Annotated in this window: 15 protein-coding genes and 1 tRNA gene; 7 read left to right on the forward strand and 9 right to left on the reverse strand. The window is 65.5% G+C overall.

The window, feature by feature from the left end; translation table 11 throughout:
• The first annotated feature begins 23 nt into the window (after window positions 1-23).
• On the forward strand, window positions 24-1,367 hold the full coding sequence (locus ACN2XU_RS05580; protein WP_419409422.1) for a coiled-coil domain-containing protein: 1,344 nt from the start codon (window positions 24-26) through the stop codon (window positions 1,365-1,367).
• Window positions 1,367-2,113 (forward strand): COG3904 family protein, encoded by a 747-nt coding sequence (locus ACN2XU_RS05585; protein WP_419409423.1) that lies wholly within the window; start codon window positions 1,367-1,369, stop codon window positions 2,111-2,113. Before ACN2XU_RS05580 ends, ACN2XU_RS05585 begins: the two co-directional genes overlap by 1 nt.
• A 349-nt stretch (window positions 2,114-2,462) precedes the next feature.
• Here the strand turns inward: ACN2XU_RS05585 and ACN2XU_RS05590 are convergent, their stop codons facing one another.
• Entirely contained in the window at window positions 2,463-2,789 is a 327-nt protein-coding gene (locus tag ACN2XU_RS05590; protein WP_419409424.1) for a hypothetical protein, read from the reverse strand.
• A 279-nt stretch (window positions 2,790-3,068) separates the two neighbouring features.
• On the opposite strand from ACN2XU_RS05590, the gene ACN2XU_RS05595 reads away from it, so the two are divergent.
• On the forward strand, window positions 3,069-3,446 hold the full coding sequence (locus ACN2XU_RS05595; RefSeq protein WP_419409425.1) for an iron chaperone: 378 nt from the start codon (window positions 3,069-3,071) through the stop codon (window positions 3,444-3,446).
• Window positions 3,447-3,883: 437 nt separating this feature from the next.
• On the opposite strand, the gene nusB is transcribed toward ACN2XU_RS05595, so the two are convergent.
• The 5 genes from nusB to rlmB all read right to left on the reverse strand — a co-directional run bounded on the left by nusB (window position 3,884) and on the right by rlmB (window position 7,293).
• Window positions 3,884-4,357 (reverse strand): transcription antitermination factor NusB, encoded by a 474-nt coding sequence (gene nusB, locus ACN2XU_RS05600; protein ID WP_419409426.1) that lies wholly within the window; start codon window positions 4,355-4,357, stop codon window positions 3,884-3,886.
• Window positions 4,354-4,902 carry a 6,7-dimethyl-8-ribityllumazine synthase gene (locus ACN2XU_RS05605; protein WP_419409427.1) on the reverse strand — a complete coding sequence of 183 codons (549 nt, stop codon included), beginning with the start codon at window positions 4,900-4,902 and terminating at the stop codon, window positions 4,354-4,356. Before ACN2XU_RS05605 ends, nusB begins: the two co-directional genes overlap by 4 nt.
• Window positions 4,902-6,029, reverse strand: a complete 1,128-nt coding sequence (gene ribB / locus ACN2XU_RS05610; protein WP_419409428.1) for a 3,4-dihydroxy-2-butanone-4-phosphate synthase — start codon at window positions 6,027-6,029, stop codon at window positions 4,902-4,904. The genes ACN2XU_RS05605 and ribB overlap by 1 nt, the downstream gene beginning before the upstream one ends.
• 95 nt (window positions 6,030-6,124) lie before the next feature.
• Window positions 6,125-6,448, reverse strand: coding sequence for a hypothetical protein (locus tag ACN2XU_RS05615; protein ID WP_419409429.1), 324 nt, complete (start codon window positions 6,446-6,448; stop codon window positions 6,125-6,127).
• 71 nt (window positions 6,449-6,519) lie between these two features.
• Complete coding sequence (gene rlmB / locus ACN2XU_RS05620; protein WP_419409430.1) at window positions 6,520-7,293, reverse strand: 23S rRNA (guanosine(2251)-2'-O)-methyltransferase RlmB; 774 nt, start codon at window positions 7,291-7,293, stop codon at window positions 6,520-6,522.
• A gap of 129 nt (window positions 7,294-7,422) precedes the next feature.
• Between rlmB and ACN2XU_RS05625 the strand changes: the two genes are divergently transcribed.
• Window positions 7,423-7,506 (forward strand) — tRNA-Tyr (locus ACN2XU_RS05625).
• A gap of 115 nt (window positions 7,507-7,621) precedes the next feature.
• On the opposite strand, the gene ACN2XU_RS05630 is transcribed toward ACN2XU_RS05625, so the two are convergent.
• From ACN2XU_RS05630 to ACN2XU_RS05640, 3 genes are read right to left on the reverse strand one after another with little or no spacing between them, the layout of a single operon-like run.
• The gene (locus ACN2XU_RS05630) at window positions 7,622-8,404 is read right to left on the reverse strand and encodes a metal ABC transporter permease (RefSeq protein WP_419409431.1); all 783 of its coding nucleotides are present in this window, start codon (window positions 8,402-8,404) and stop codon (window positions 7,622-7,624) included.
• The gene (locus ACN2XU_RS05635) at window positions 8,397-9,161 is read right to left on the reverse strand and encodes a metal ABC transporter ATP-binding protein (protein ID WP_419409432.1); all 765 of its coding nucleotides are present in this window, start codon (window positions 9,159-9,161) and stop codon (window positions 8,397-8,399) included. The genes ACN2XU_RS05630 and ACN2XU_RS05635 overlap by 8 nt, the downstream gene beginning before the upstream one ends.
• On the reverse strand, window positions 9,158-9,637 hold the full coding sequence (locus ACN2XU_RS05640; protein ID WP_419409433.1) for a transcriptional repressor: 480 nt from the start codon (window positions 9,635-9,637) through the stop codon (window positions 9,158-9,160). Before ACN2XU_RS05640 ends, ACN2XU_RS05635 begins: the two co-directional genes overlap by 4 nt.
• Before the next feature lie 109 nt (window positions 9,638-9,746).
• Here ACN2XU_RS05640 and ACN2XU_RS05645 point away from each other — a divergent pair, with 109 nt between their 5' ends.
• The 3 genes from ACN2XU_RS05645 to ACN2XU_RS05655 all read left to right on the forward strand — a co-directional run bounded on the left by ACN2XU_RS05645 (window position 9,747) and on the right by ACN2XU_RS05655 (window position 12,627).
• Complete coding sequence (locus ACN2XU_RS05645; protein ID WP_419409434.1) at window positions 9,747-10,766, forward strand: zinc ABC transporter substrate-binding protein; 1,020 nt, start codon at window positions 9,747-9,749, stop codon at window positions 10,764-10,766.
• Between the two features lie 254 nt (window positions 10,767-11,020).
• Window positions 11,021-11,830 (forward strand): TatD family hydrolase, encoded by an 810-nt coding sequence (locus tag ACN2XU_RS05650; RefSeq protein WP_419409435.1) that lies wholly within the window; start codon window positions 11,021-11,023, stop codon window positions 11,828-11,830.
• The gene (locus tag ACN2XU_RS05655) at window positions 11,827-12,627 is read left to right on the forward strand and encodes an MBL fold metallo-hydrolase (RefSeq protein WP_419409436.1); all 801 of its coding nucleotides are present in this window, start codon (window positions 11,827-11,829) and stop codon (window positions 12,625-12,627) included. The genes ACN2XU_RS05650 and ACN2XU_RS05655 overlap by 4 nt, the downstream gene beginning before the upstream one ends.
• The last annotated feature ends 20 nt before the right edge of the window (window positions 12,628-12,647 follow it).

Here is a 12,647-nt window from a genome sequence, read left to right on the forward strand (position 1 = left end):
CACAACCAAATTCAGGGGGGCCCATGGCCGAGAAGCATCACCTCACCCGCAGCGAGGCGCGCGGGGTGCGCCATGCGCGCGAACTCGAAGGCCACCTGACCTGGCTCGACACCTTCTCCGGCACCGCGCTCGGCGTGCTCTCCGTTGCTTCGGGCATTTACACATACCTCGGTGTCTCCTCGCTGCTCGATCAGAACGGTGCCATGTCGGTCTTTGCCGCCATCGCCTATTCCGTCGCGGTTTCGGTCGGCATTTTCGTCTTCTGGTCCTACCTCATGCGCCTGTTTCCGGCGGTCCGCACGGCGCGGGCGCGAGTCGGGCTGCTCGGTGCCATGGGCCTCGGCTCGCTGGCCATCATCGCCATGTCATCCTGGCTGAACGCCGCCGCGCTCGCGGGCTCTGCCGCCGTCGAGCAACACCTCGCCGAAACCGTGCAGGACTACCAATCCGCACTCGAACGCGCCCATGAAATTGCCCTGTCCGGTCAAGCCCTTGAGCGCGATGTCGCCCGCGTCCGCCAGTCCTTCGAGGACCTCTCCGAACAGGAGGCCGCAGGCTCGCTCTCCGGCCTTGCCGGGCGCGGCGCGGTGTTCCGCGTCCTGCGCCAGAAATCGGCGGAACTCTCCGCGCTCGAAACCCAGATCGCGTCGCAGACGCCGCTGGTCGAAACCGCCTTCACCGAGGGCAACACCATCCTGAGCCGGATGCGCGCCCTCACCGTCGAACAAGGCCCGGTCGAGGCCCGTTCCGTCGAATTCTCCGAGGCCGCCGTGCGCCTGCAGGGTCTCATCACGCAGCTGCGCCAGCTCTCCGTCGCGCAGCTTGTCGAACGTGCGGCGCAGGATCTCTCCGCCTCCGTCGTCCTGCCCGAGCTCGATGGCCGCACCGACGCGAATCGCGCCGATCAAACCTCCACCATCAATTCCGTCCTCGACGTGCTCGCCGCCCGCGCCGCGACCCTCGAACAGGCGGCGCAGGCCGTCGGCAGCCTGCAGCCGCCCGCCGAAGTGACCTATACCCCGGTTTCCTCCGCCGACGCGGTCATCCTCTACGCCCGCAATTTCGTGCCCTCCTGGGCCGGGGCCATCGCCATCGACCTGCTGCCCGGCGTGCTTGTCCTGATCCTTGCCATCACCCAGGGCGCCATCCGCGAGGGCCGCGAAGGGGCCGCCATCGAAGACACACTCACCCTCGCCGAGCTGCGCGCCGCCGTCACCGCCCTGCGCGATGTCGAAGGCACGCTGGCCGAACGCCCGGAGGGTCTTCTGCCTGCGCAGGCCGCAACCGAAGGCAAGGCCGCCGAGGCCACCCCGCGCCCGTCAGAGCCCGAACAGGGCAACGTCGCCCCCCTCAAAGGCCCCTCCTGATGAAGGCGGCCACCGTCGCCCGGACCCTCTCTGCCGTGCTGGTGTTCCAGCTCGGTATCGGGGCCTTCCTCGTCCTCTCGGACATGCAATCGGGCGGCTTCTCCCTGCCCGGCCTGTCCAGTCCCGATGCCCCGCGCCTTGCCGAACCGGTGCGGCCCGGCGATCAGACCCGCCGCTTCACCCCGGGCCGCGACCGCCCCGCCGTGCGCCCCGCCCGCGATCCCGGCGATCTGCCCGAGCGTCTGACCCTCACTTTCGAGAACCGGCAGTACCGGCTCGAAGGCGGCATCGCCCCGGACGATGCCCCCCGAATCATCGACCAGATCACCGCCGCCGACCCGCAGATCGACAGCCTCATCCTGCAATCCCCCGGCGGCTCGGTCCGCGACGCCCTCGCCATCGGCCGCCACCTGCGCAGCATGGGCATCGCCACGCAGATGCTCCCCGGCGAATACTGCTTCTCCGCCTGCCCCTACATGCTCGCCGGGGGCACCACGCGCGACATCCCCGACACCGCCTCCGTGGGCGTGCATCAACACAGCTTTGGCGAAAACACCCTCCTGCCCGCCTTCCTCGCCGTCGAGGACATTCAGCGCGGGCAGGCCGAAGTCATGGATTATCTCGACCAGATGGGCATCGACCCTCGCGTCATGCGCCACGGCCTCGCCACGCCCGCCGACGAAATCTACATCCTTCTGCCCGAAGAACTCGACCGCTACGGCTTCACGAAGAAATCCGACGACTAGCCCCTTGTCAGCAGCCCCCCGCACCACTACCTCAGGCCGTGACGGGTTCTGCCCTTTCCGTGAACCGATCCATTCCGGTGGCCTTAAGCAAATCCGAGGGAGCTGGCTCTGTTGGGACCGTGGTCTCATTACCTGGCGCCCACCTGTATATACAGGTCCTCGGGAATGCACGATCTACACGTCTGCGGTGGTTCCCGTCATTGTCCGCAAACGCCGATTGCAGCGGGCGCGTGATGCCGATGTCGCGTCGAACCCGCCCGTTCGGCACAGCCAGCCATCCCCCCCCGCAAACGAAAACGCGGCCCCCGCCGGGAACCGCGCCAATCCTCTTTGAATGCGGGCCGCGCCGTTACGCCTCGCCGCGTCCGCGCAGCACATCGCGCCGATCCTCGGCTGCCACGCGCACAGGCACCATCGCCCGAACCGCATCGCGCTTGCCCCCGGCAGGCGGCTCATCCCCGCCCATCCGCATCACCGCAATTCCGAATTGCACACCGGCAAACACGATCCCGTTAAAGACCCAGAGCATCACGACGGCGACAAACCCGCCCGAACTATGCGTCACCAGATGCCAAAGCCCCGCCACGTCAAGCCAAAGCAGGGCGCCGACGAACAAAGCCGACAAACCAAAGCCCGCGATCACCTGGCGAATATACATCTTGATCAGTTCCGGCATGGGAAACCTCCGTCACATTCCATAAACCGGATATTATACCGCCCCCAGCCAAAAACAACCCCGCCAGTTGCCGCACCCGCCACGGCCAACGCAAGACCCCGAAGCGCACAGGCACCACGCACACCCGACCCAAACCCGGGCGATCGGCAGCGCGAAGATCGGGTTTGAGCCCAATGTGTCTGATGCTGCACGGCACGCCCATGGCGGCACTTCTGTTCAACGATTCGTTCGATCATGTTAACTTTCGAGTCAGACCCGATCGCGATTTGAGGACAGGACATGCTGCGCAACGCTGAAACGCCATCTGAATTCTTGAATATGCTGGACGACGATTGGCGTCGGGACATTTTGAAAGAAATCAGGGCGCTAATCAAATCAAAGGCGCCGCAACTTGCTGAGCGCATCCACTACAAGATGTTGGGATATGGGATTGATGATGCGTATGCTTTTCATCTCAACGCACAGCGCGCATATGTCAGTCTCTATGTGGGAAATGTCTCCAAAGTCGACCCGAATGGAGAGTTGCTGGATGGTCTGAATGTTGGCAAAGGCTGCATCCGCTTCTCTAAGACTACCAAGATCAAGGACACGCGTATCGACGAATTCATAGCCCGCGCTTTTGCGATGTGGCAAGCGGGCGAAGACGTCGATTGCTAGATGCAAGGTGTGGGGCGCTTGCCATGAAGTGGCCGTTCGTGGCCTCGACACAAATGGCAGCAAAGTCCGCGGAGCAGCCTTCTGACCGACACAGGTTCAAGCGGCCGTTCTCCATACGGCCGGCACCGGGCCGGCAGGAGGTGCCCCTTTGGTTCCTGAAACCGCAGCAGTGCCCCGCCCAAAGGGGGACCTCCTGTGATCCAAGCCGGAATTAACCAAATCTGCCGCTGCGTCATGGCGGGCGGCCGATCCACGGTAGGCGTTTTGTACCAAACGCGCCCGAAATCGTACCAAACGCCGTCAGAGGGGCCCAAGGGACCCCTGCCGCCTTTGCGCGTTTTGTACTGAAATCGACGAATTTTGTACCAAACCCGGCGCGGAAATCCTGCGCAACGGGGGACCGGACGCCCCGTTACCCCCAACGCACGCTGCGTTAATCAGAAGGCTTCGGGGCGTGCCTCTCGGGCCATATGATCGAGCACGGCATTGACGAATTTCGCTTCCTTGCCGTCGGCAAAGAACGCGTTCGCCACGTCCATATATTCCACGATCACCACTTTCGGCGGTGTCGTCATCGCCACCAGCTCCGCCCCCGCCGCGCGGAACAGCGCCCGCAGCACCGGGTCGATCCGGGCGATTGGCCATTTCGCGACAAGCGCGCGATCGGTCATCTGATCGATCTTCGCCTGATAGCTCAGAGCCTCTTCCAACAGCTTGGAAAACATGGAGATATCGCCTTCGATCATCTCCTCGCCCTCGATCTGCTCAAGGCCGAAGCGGTGTTCGAGGAACTCTGCCCGCACCCGGTCGAGCGCCGTGCCCGATTGCTCCATCTGGAACAGGGCTTGCACCGCGTAGAAGCGGCTGGCGCTCTTCATCTTGCGTTTGTCGTTACCGGATTTGGCACTCATGCGATGTCGGACCCTTTGCCGCCTGCAACCTGAAACTCGTCGCGCGCGGGCACGAATCCCACGCCTTTCCGCGAAGCGCCCCACCTACGGGCAAGCGCGATCAGGTGCAAGGCCGCAGCCGCCGCCCCACCGCCTTTATTCTGCCCTTTCGCCTCGGCGCGCGCCTCAGCTTGTTCAATGTTTTCAACGGTCAAGATGCCATTGCCGATGCACAGCCCCTGCAGGCCAAGCAGCGTCAAACCGCGCGACGAATCATTGCACACGGTCTCGTAGTGAGTCGTCTCGCCCCGCACCACACAGCCCAGAGCGACATACCCGTCAAAGTTGCTCATCCGCTCCGCGATTCCAATCGCCGTCGGCACCTCCAGAGCGCCCGGCACTTCAATGGTTTCGTGAAAGCCGCCCGCCGCCTCAATCTCCGCCCGCGCGCCTTCGAGAAGCTGATCTGCAATGTCCTTGTAATAGGGCGCCACAACGATCAACATCTTGACAGGATTATCAAAAACCGGACGCTCCAGCATATGGTGGGTGATGTTCGCGGCCATTATCCAAGCTCCGAAATCTTGCGGGTTCCGACGATCTCAAGGCCATACGCCTCCAGCCCGACCACCTTCGGCGTCGGCGAATTGGTCAGCAGCGTCAGCTTCGACAGACCCAGCGACGACAGGATCTGCGCGCCGAGGCCATACTGCCGCAGCGTCGACGGCGAGACATCGTCATGCGCATCAATCTTCATCGCCGTATCGCGCAGCAGCACGACAACCCCGCGCCCCTCCGCCGCAACCGCTTGCATGGCATGGGAAAATTCATCCGCCCGCCCCTTGGGCCCGGTGCCGATCACATCCAGCATCGGGTCCATGGCGTGCATCCGCACCAGCACCGGCTCCGCCGTGGAGATGTCGCCCTTGACCAGAACGATGTGCTCATCGCCATGGGTTTCGTCCACATAGACCCGCATCGCCCACTCACCGCCAAATTCGCTGGTGATGGTTTCTTCCTTGCGCACCCGCACAAGGTTGTCATGGCGGCGGCGGTATTTGATCAGATCGCTGATCGTACCGATTTTCAGCCCGTGTTTCTGAGCGAAAGCAACGAGTTCCGGCAGGCGTGCCATGCTCCCGTCGTCGTTCATGATCTCACAGATCACGCCCGCCGGGTTCAGCCCCGCCAGACGGCTGACGTCCACGGCGGCCTCCGTGTGACCGGCCCGCACCAGCACACCGCCATCACGCGCGCGCAGCGGAAACACATGCCCCGGCGTCGCGATATCCTGCGCGCCCTTGGAGGCATCCACGGCCACGGCAATCGTCCGCGCCCGGTCGCCCGCGGAAATGCCCGTGGACACGCCCTCGCGCGCTTCGATGGACGTGGTGAACGCCGTCTCGTGCCGGGAGGAATTATTGGTGGACATCAGTTCAAGGCCCAGCTCGTCGATCCGCGACGAGGTCATCGACAGGCAGATCAGCCCGCGACCATAGAGCGCCATGAAGTTGATCGCATCCGGGGTTGCCCATTGCGCCGGGATCACCAGATCGCCTTCGTTTTCGCGATCCTCGTGGTCCACCAGAATGAACATGCGCCCGTTGCGGGCATCCTCGATGATTTCCTCGATCGAAGAGATTGCGTTGCGCAGGGAATCTTCCACCGCGCCGGGGGTTTCGTAATCCGCCATGGGGCCTCCAAACTCCGTGCCTGCCCGCAGATACGCCAGAGGCGCCGCAAAGGCCAGAGCGGATGCGCTGCGTCACGGCTCACAAATGGCCGGTTTCAGTCGAAGATATCTTCAATCAGATCGAAAGCCTCTTCGAGGAACGACCGCCCGAGGCTCTTCTTGCGCTTCTTCTTTTTGTAGCGCGTCTTCGATCCCCGGTCCCATCCTGTGCCCGACTTGCCGTCATGGCGGGCCGGGCCCTTCTTGCCTTTGCGGGGCATTTCGTGCCGTGCCGGATCCGCCGCGCCCTGCTTGAGCATCTTCAGATCATGCAGCGGCGCACCGCAGCTGGAGCAGGCCAGTTCGTGGCGCTGCTGATCGAGGATCAGCGCGGCGCGTGTGCCGCAGTACGTACAAGTGGCGATCTTTGTGTTTGGCATCGCTCAAAGATGGGCCGCCGCCACAGCGATTTCAACCGCTTGGGAACAGGCTGCGCCATCAAGAACCGCAATCAGCCGCGCACCGCGTAGAGCGCCACCGCCGCCGCGTTCGAGACGTTGAGCGAGCCAAAGGTGCCCATCGCCGGGATCTTGACCAGTTTGTCGCAGGTTTCCTTGGTCTTTGGCCGCAGACCCGGCCCCTCCGCGCCCAGCACCAACGCAATTGCCCGGTCGCGCAGCCCGTCGACTGCCTGATCAATCGTCTCTTCGGCCTCGCCGTCGAGGCCAAGCACGAGATAGCCCATCTTCTGCACGGCGATGATCGTGTCCGACAGGTTGCGTTCGCGCAGGTAGGGCTGGCGCTCCAGCGCGCCGCTCGCCGTCTTGGCCAGCGCCCCGGTTTCCGGCGCCGCGTGGTGCCGCGTTCCGATCACCGCCCGCGCGCCGAGCACCTCCGCCGAGCGGAGAATCGCGCCGACGTTATGCGGATCGCTCACCCGGTCGAGCAGGATCATCCGCGCCGGCCCCTCGCCCAGCGCCACATCCTCAAGGCTGCCCCAGTTCAGCGGCTTCACCTCCAGCACGGCGCCCTGATGCACCGACTGCGGATCAATCGGCGCCTTGAAGTTGCGCGGGTCCTGGATTTCCGGCGCGATCCCGGCTTGCGCCAAGGCATCCTCCAGCTTGATTGCCGCATTCGGTGTCAAAATCAGCCGCAGCTTCTCGCGCTTGGGGTTGAGCAGCGCATCGCGCACCGCATGCAGGCCGAACAGCCAGACGGTCTCGGCAGCACCGGCCTTTTTCGCCTGTTCCTTTTCCACAACCCACTTCGGTTTCTTCACCATGATCCACGCCTTTTCTATGTCTGCGCCTGTTCGCACGGAGGACTTGCCTTGAGCAAGGAATTTCCTGTTGACGCCGCTTTGCAGGGTCTTTAAACGCCCCCTCACGCCGGAGATGATCCGGCGCCCGGTGGGCGACAGGCCGCAAGGTGTGGCAGGGGACTGTAACTCCCTCGAGGCGACTCACGCCTGGTTCGATTCCAGGGTCGCCCACCATTTTCTCTCAGGCATTCCGTAAGATACGCGCACGTGCGCTGCCAGAACGGCAGCGTGCCTGACCGCGTTTGCGTGCCTTCGCGACGGGCCGCGGCAGAACCGCCGGCCCGCCCCTTCAGCCTTTTCGGAACAGCAAACTCACCGCAAAAATTGCCGCCGCCGCACAGACGATGCTCGGCCCGGCGGGCGTGTCGAACTCCCACGCACCCCAGAGCCCGCCCAATCCCGCAAGCACGCCAAGACCGCCCGCCGCCAGCGCCATTTGCTCGGGCGTTCGGGCAAGACTGCGCGCCGCCGCCGCCGGAATGATCAGCATCGCCCCGATCAGCAAGGCTCCCACCACCTTGATCGCCACCGCGACCACCACGGCAAGCGCCAGGATCAGGACGCGTTCCTCGCGCTTCGGGTCGATCCCCGAAGCCCAGGCCAGATCCGGCGAAACCGTCGCGGTCAAAAGGCTTTGCCAGCGCCACAGCAGCAAGGCCCAGACCAGTGCGCCGCCGCCCCAGATCACCACCAGATCGTCCTTGCCGACGCTCAGGATATCGCCGAACAGAAACGCATTGAGATCGAGCCGCGCGCCCGCCACAAGGCTCGCCGCCACGAGGCCGAGCGCCAGCGCCGTATGCGAGGTCACACCGAGCAGCATGTCGCTGCCATAGCCGCGCCCGCTCAGCCGCGCCACAAGCAGCGCCATGGCCAGCGCCACCGCCAGCGTCCCGGCCATCACCGGCACGTTCAGCGCAAGCGCCAGCGCCACGCCCAGAATGCCCGCATGAGCCGTCGCATCGCCAAAATAGGCCATCCTGCGCCAGACCACGAAGCTCCCCAGTGGCGCCGCCGCCAGCGCCACACCCACCGCGCCCAGAACCGCGCGCACCAGAAAATCATCAAGCATGATCGCACCCCTCGTGATCATGCGCATGATCGTGGTCATGCCCGTGGTGATGGCTGTGCGAATGTTCGTGGCGGTAGAGCGCCAGCGCCCCACCGGTCCCGGTGCCGAACAGGGCGCGGTACTCCTCCGCCTGCGCCACCACCTCCGGATGCCCCTCGCAGCAGATATGCCCATTCAGACAGATCACCCGGTCGGAGGCGCTCATCACGACATGCAGCTCATGGCTGACCATCAGCACCGCAAGCCCCATGTGGTCGCGCACCTCCTCGATCTGCCGATAGAAGGCCGCCTGCCCCGGCTGATCCAGCCCCTGCGTCGGCTCGTCCAGCAGCAGCACATCGGGCCGCACCTGCAGGGCCCGCGCCAGCAGAACCCGCTGCAACTGACCGCCCGACAACTCGGAAATCTGCCGGTTGCCATAGCCCGTCGCCCCCGCATGCTCCAGCGCGCGCGCCCGGCTCTCGCGGTCCATGCTGCGTGGCAGCCGCATGAAGCGCTCCACCGTCATCGGCAGGCTCGGGTCCAGCGCAAGCTTCTGCGGCACATAGCCAACGGTCAGCCCCGGACGGCGCGTCACCGTGCCGCGATACGGCTGCACCGCGCCGATCAGGCTGCGCAGAAAGCTGCTCTTGCCGGACCCGTTCGGGCCGACCACCGTCACGATCTCTCCCGGACGGAGCGCGAAATTCACATCCCGCAGCACCACGCTGCCGCCCAGTTTCAACGCCAGCCCCCGCGTCTCGATCAGCGCGCTCATGCCGCCGCCTGCGCGCAGGCCGGGCACAGACCCTCGGCCTCGATCACCACCCGTTTCGCCTCGAAGCCCAGCGCCGCCGCTGCCTCGGTGACCGCATCCCGCGCCGCCCGCCCCGGCGCCTCCGCCACCGCCGAACAATCGCGGCAGATCAGGAACACCGGCGCGTGCCGTTCACCGGGATGGGCGCAGGCGATGAAGGCGTTCAGCTGCTCGATACGATGCGCAAACCCATGCGTGACAAGGAAATCCAGCGCCCGATAGGCCACCGGGGGCTGTGAGCCGAGTCCGGCATCGCGCAGCTGTTCCAGCACGTCGTAGGCGCCCATGGCGCGATGCTGAGCGAGCAGGATCTCAAGCGTCTTCTGCCGCACCTTGGTCAGCTGCAGCCCCTGCGCGGCACAGGCGGTCTGCGCCGCCTCCAGCCCGCTGGCGATACAATCGTCGTGATCGTGACGGGCGAACCCTTTGGCGGCCATGAGTCGCTCCCTTCGTGCAAAAACATTCGGATCAGGGGTTGATATGTTATAAAGTAACGCGCTACAAGCCCACCGAATTGAACGTTATATCATAACACTGGAAGCACCCATGCTGCGCAGCCTAACCGCCCTGTACCTCACCGCCGCCACCGCCGCTCAGGCTGATGTTCCCCGCGTTGTCAGTGACATACCGCCGGTCCACAGCCTCACGGCCATGGTCATGGGGGATCTCGGCACGCCGGTGCTGCTTCTGCAGCCCGGTGCCTCGCCGCACCATCTTGCCTTGAAACCAAGCCAGGCGCGCGCGCTCTCCGATGCCGATGTGGTGATCTGGGTCGGCCCCGTGCTCTCGCCGGGGCTGGAGGACAGCCTGATGACCCTCTCCCCCGCCGCCGCGCACCTCGCCCTGCAGGACGCGCCCGGCACGCTGCACTTGCCCTACCGCGATCTTGACAGCTTCGGCGCGGCCACGGCGCAGGACGATCACGCCCATGATGACGATCACGAGCCCGCGGACCACGACGATCACGCGGACCACGATGATCATGACGCTCACGCAGAGCATGACGATGACGGCGCTCATACCATGGGCGACGACGGGCACGACCACGATCACGCGGGCGGGCTCGATCCGCATTTCTGGCTCGCCCCCGCGAATGCCATCGCCTGGCTTGACGCCATCGCAGAGGCCCTCGCCACCGCCGATCCGGAGAACGCCGCGCGCTACCGCGCCAATGCCGCCGACGCCACCGCGCGCCTCGACGCCGCCCGCGCCGAGGCCGCCGAAACCCTAACCCCGCTGGATGGCGCGCCACTCGCGGTCTTTCACGACGCATTCCAGTACTTCGAGCAGGCCTTCGGCCTCACTGTCATCGGCGCTCTCTCGGACAGCGAATCCGCCCTCTCCGGACCGGCGCAAATGGACGCCCTGCGCGATCATCTGGCCGAGGCCGCGCCCGCCTGCCTGTTGACCGAACCGGGTGCCAACCTCAAGCTGGCCCAGGCCGTCGCCCCAGATCTGAGGACCGTCGAACTCGACGCCCTCGGCACCCGGCTCGTCCCCGGCGCGGACCTCTACCCGGCTTTGATCGTCGACCTTGCCGAGCGCATTGCAAGCTGCGCCGAGTAATCCGACCGGCGTTCGGGCAAACGATCCGGCCGCCCAAAGCCGCCCTGCCGATCGCTGCGCGGTCCCGAGGCCTCAGGCGCGCGGGGCCGTAGGGCGGGGCTCTGCCCCGCTCATCCGCCCGGGTCATCCGCGCCGGGCGCCCGGATTTCCATCCCCCGCCTGCCGCACGCCGCGCGGTCTGCCATGCAATCCGACTGCCCCGCCTTGACCCTTCCCGCGCCCGCCGATACCTCCAAGGCATCAAAGGACGTGCCATGACCAAGATCACCGACAGCCACTGCCATCTCGATTTCCCGAATTTCGACGAGACCCGACCCGAGGTCATCCAGCGGGCGCTGGACGCGGGCGTGCACCGGATGGTCACCATCTGCACCAAGACGGCAAACCTGCCCGCCGTACAGCAGATCGCCGAGGCGAACGATCCGATCTTCTTCGCCTACGGCATCCACCCGATGAGCGTCACCGATCAGCCGCTGGTCACCGCCGGGCACCTGATCGAACAGGCCGCCCACCCCAAGATGGTCGGCATCGGCGAGACCGGCCTCGATTATCACTATACCGCCGACAGCGCCGAGGTGCAGAAAACCTCGCTGCGTGTGCACATCGAGGCGGCGCAGGAAACCGGCCTGCCGCTGATCATCCACGCCCGCGCCGCCGACGACGACATGGCCGCCATCCTCACCGAAGGCTACCGCGCCAAGCCCTACAGCTGCGTGATGCACTGCTTCTCCTCCTCGGCCGAGCTCGCCCGCGCGGCGCTCGATCTGGGGTTCTACCTGTCGATGTCCGGCATTGCCGCCTTCCCGAAATCGAAGGACCTGCGCGAGATCTTCGCCGCCGCCCCGCTCGACCGCATCCTCGTCGAGACAGACAGCCCCTACCTCGCCCCGCCGCCCTATCGCGGCCGCGAGAACGAGCCCTCCTACGTGGTCCACACCGCCAAGGTCGGCGCCGAGACCTTCGGCCTGTCCTACGCGGACTTTGCCGCCGCCACCGAAGCCAACTTCGACCGCCTGTTCTCCAAGGCCGCCTCGTGGTCCCCGGCAAAGGCCGACGCGGAATGACCGGCAATCTGCGTTTCACCATCCTCGGCTGCGGCTCTTCGGGCGGCGTGCCCCGCCTTGGCGGTCACTGGGGCGATTGTGACCCCGAGAACCCGAAGAACCGCCGCCGCCGGTGTTCGCTGCTGGTCGAGCGCATTGGCGAGAGCGGCACCACCCGCGTCCTCATCGACACCGGCCCGGACATGCGCGATCAGCTGCTCTCGGCGGGCGTCGGCACACTCGATGGCGTCGCATGGACCCACAGCCACGCCGACCACCTGCACGGCCTCGACGACCTGCGCCAGATCGTCTTCAACATGAAGGACCGGCTGAACGTCTGGGCCGATGGCGACACCCAGAACGAGCTGATCTCCCGCTTCGGCTATGCTTTCGTCCAGCCCGACGGCTCACCCTATCCTCCGATCCTCAACCTGCACACGATCAACGGCCCCTTTGAAATCGACGGGCCCGGCGGGCCGATCCCGCTCATTCCCTTCCGGGTCAACCACGGCAGCATCGACGCGCTCGGCTTCCGCATCGGCGGTGTCGCCTACCTGCCCGATGTGATCACCATCCCGGAAGACGTCTGGCCGACGCTCGAAGGCCTCGACTGCTGGATCATCGACGCCCTGCGCCGCACGCCGCACCCGACCCACGCCCACCTCGCCCTTGCGCTGGAATGGATCGAACGGGCCAGGCCGAGGACCGCTGTGCTCACCAACATGCACATCGACCTCGACTACGAAACCGTCAGGGCCGAAACCCCCACGCATGTGGAGCCCGCCTACGACGGGATGACCCTCACCCATGCGCTCTGAGCCCAAAAGATCATGGCAGG

It is taken from the genome of Pacificoceanicola niger (genome assembly GCF_048553275.1).
Classification (GTDB): Bacteria; Pseudomonadota; Alphaproteobacteria; order Rhodobacterales; family Rhodobacteraceae; genus Pacificoceanicola.

Coding starts and splice junctions, on each gene's coding strand:
- ACN2XU_RS05615 (WP_419409429.1), bottom strand. CDS start 6,448: ATGCCAAACACAAAGATCGCCACTTGTACGTACTGCGGCACACGCGCC.
- ACN2XU_RS05585 (WP_419409423.1), top strand. CDS start 1,367: ATGAAGGCGGCCACCGTCGCCCGGACCCTCTCTGCCGTGCTGGTGTTC.
- ACN2XU_RS05640 (WP_419409433.1), bottom strand. CDS start 9,637: ATGGCCGCCAAAGGGTTCGCCCGTCACGATCACGACGATTGTATCGCC.
- ACN2XU_RS05635 (WP_419409432.1), bottom strand. CDS start 9,161: ATGAGCGCGCTGATCGAGACGCGGGGGCTGGCGTTGAAACTGGGCGGC.
- ACN2XU_RS05645 (WP_419409434.1), top strand. CDS start 9,747: ATGCTGCGCAGCCTAACCGCCCTGTACCTCACCGCCGCCACCGCCGCT.
- ACN2XU_RS05655 (WP_419409436.1), top strand. CDS start 11,827: ATGACCGGCAATCTGCGTTTCACCATCCTCGGCTGCGGCTCTTCGGGC.
- rlmB (WP_419409430.1), bottom strand. CDS start 7,293: ATGGTGAAGAAACCGAAGTGGGTTGTGGAAAAGGAACAGGCGAAAAAG.
- ACN2XU_RS05650 (WP_419409435.1), top strand. CDS start 11,021: ATGACCAAGATCACCGACAGCCACTGCCATCTCGATTTCCCGAATTTC.
- ACN2XU_RS05580 (WP_419409422.1), top strand. CDS start 24: ATGGCCGAGAAGCATCACCTCACCCGCAGCGAGGCGCGCGGGGTGCGC.
- ACN2XU_RS05590 (WP_419409424.1), bottom strand. CDS start 2,789: ATGCCGGAACTGATCAAGATGTATATTCGCCAGGTGATCGCGGGCTTT.
- ACN2XU_RS05595 (WP_419409425.1), top strand. CDS start 3,069: ATGCTGCGCAACGCTGAAACGCCATCTGAATTCTTGAATATGCTGGAC.
- nusB (WP_419409426.1), bottom strand. CDS start 4,357: ATGAGTGCCAAATCCGGTAACGACAAACGCAAGATGAAGAGCGCCAGC.
- ribB (WP_419409428.1), bottom strand. CDS start 6,029: ATGGCGGATTACGAAACCCCCGGCGCGGTGGAAGATTCCCTGCGCAAC.
- ACN2XU_RS05630 (WP_419409431.1), bottom strand. CDS start 8,404: ATGCTTGATGATTTTCTGGTGCGCGCGGTTCTGGGCGCGGTGGGTGTG.
- ACN2XU_RS05605 (WP_419409427.1), bottom strand. CDS start 4,902: ATGGCCGCGAACATCACCCACCATATGCTGGAGCGTCCGGTTTTTGAT.